Origin of the sequence: Kocuria sp. CPCC 205235 (assembly GCF_040980905.1) — a bacterium.
GTDB classification, from domain to species: domain Bacteria; phylum Actinomycetota; class Actinomycetes; order Actinomycetales; family Micrococcaceae; genus Kocuria; species Kocuria carniphila.
The window spans coordinates 1-618 of sequence record NZ_JAVKPR010000086.1 but is presented as its reverse complement, the minus strand read 5'-3'; the positions used below and the strand labels follow the sequence as shown (position 1 = coordinate 618).

Annotated in this window: 1 pseudogene; it reads right to left on the bottom strand. The window is 64.7% G+C overall.

Annotated features, from left to right (window positions below):
* Positions 1–74: 74 nt before the first annotated feature.
* A pseudogene (locus RF638_RS16085) lies at positions 75–618 on the bottom strand (DNA-directed RNA polymerase subunit beta); the annotation flags it as partial.

Genomic DNA, 618 nt, shown 5'->3' with positions numbered 1-618 from the left:
ATTCGTTGGACATGAGGGTCCTTTATCTCTTTCTCTGGAAAAGTTGACGTCTCGTCGGGGTGGACCGAGCGGGATCAGACCTCTTCGACCGAGCTGGGCTCGGAGTGCGAGAGATCGATGCCCAGTTCCTCGGCCGCCCGGAAGACCTCGTCATCCGAGTCGCGCATCTCGATGGTGTTGCCGTCCGCCGAGAGCACCTCGACGTTCAGGCACAGCGACTGCATCTCCTTGATGAGGACCTTGAAGGACTCGGGAACACCCGGCTCGGGGATGTTCTCGCCCTTGACGATGGCCTCGTAGACCTTCACGCGCCCGTGGACGTCGTCGGACTTGACCGTCAGCAGCTCCTGCAGCGTGTAGGCGGCGCCGTAGGCCTCGAGCGCCCAGACCTCCATCTCGCCGAAGCGCTGGCCGCCGAACTGCGCCTTACCACCGAGCGGCTGCTGGGTGATCATGGAGTACGGACCGGTCGAGCGCGCGTGGATCTTGTCGTCCACCAGGTGGTGCAGCTTCAGGATGTACTGGTAGCCCACCGAGACCGGGTCCGGGAACGGCTCGCCGGAACGGCCGTCGAACAGCCGCGCCTTGCCGGACCGGTCGATCAGGCGGACGCCGTCG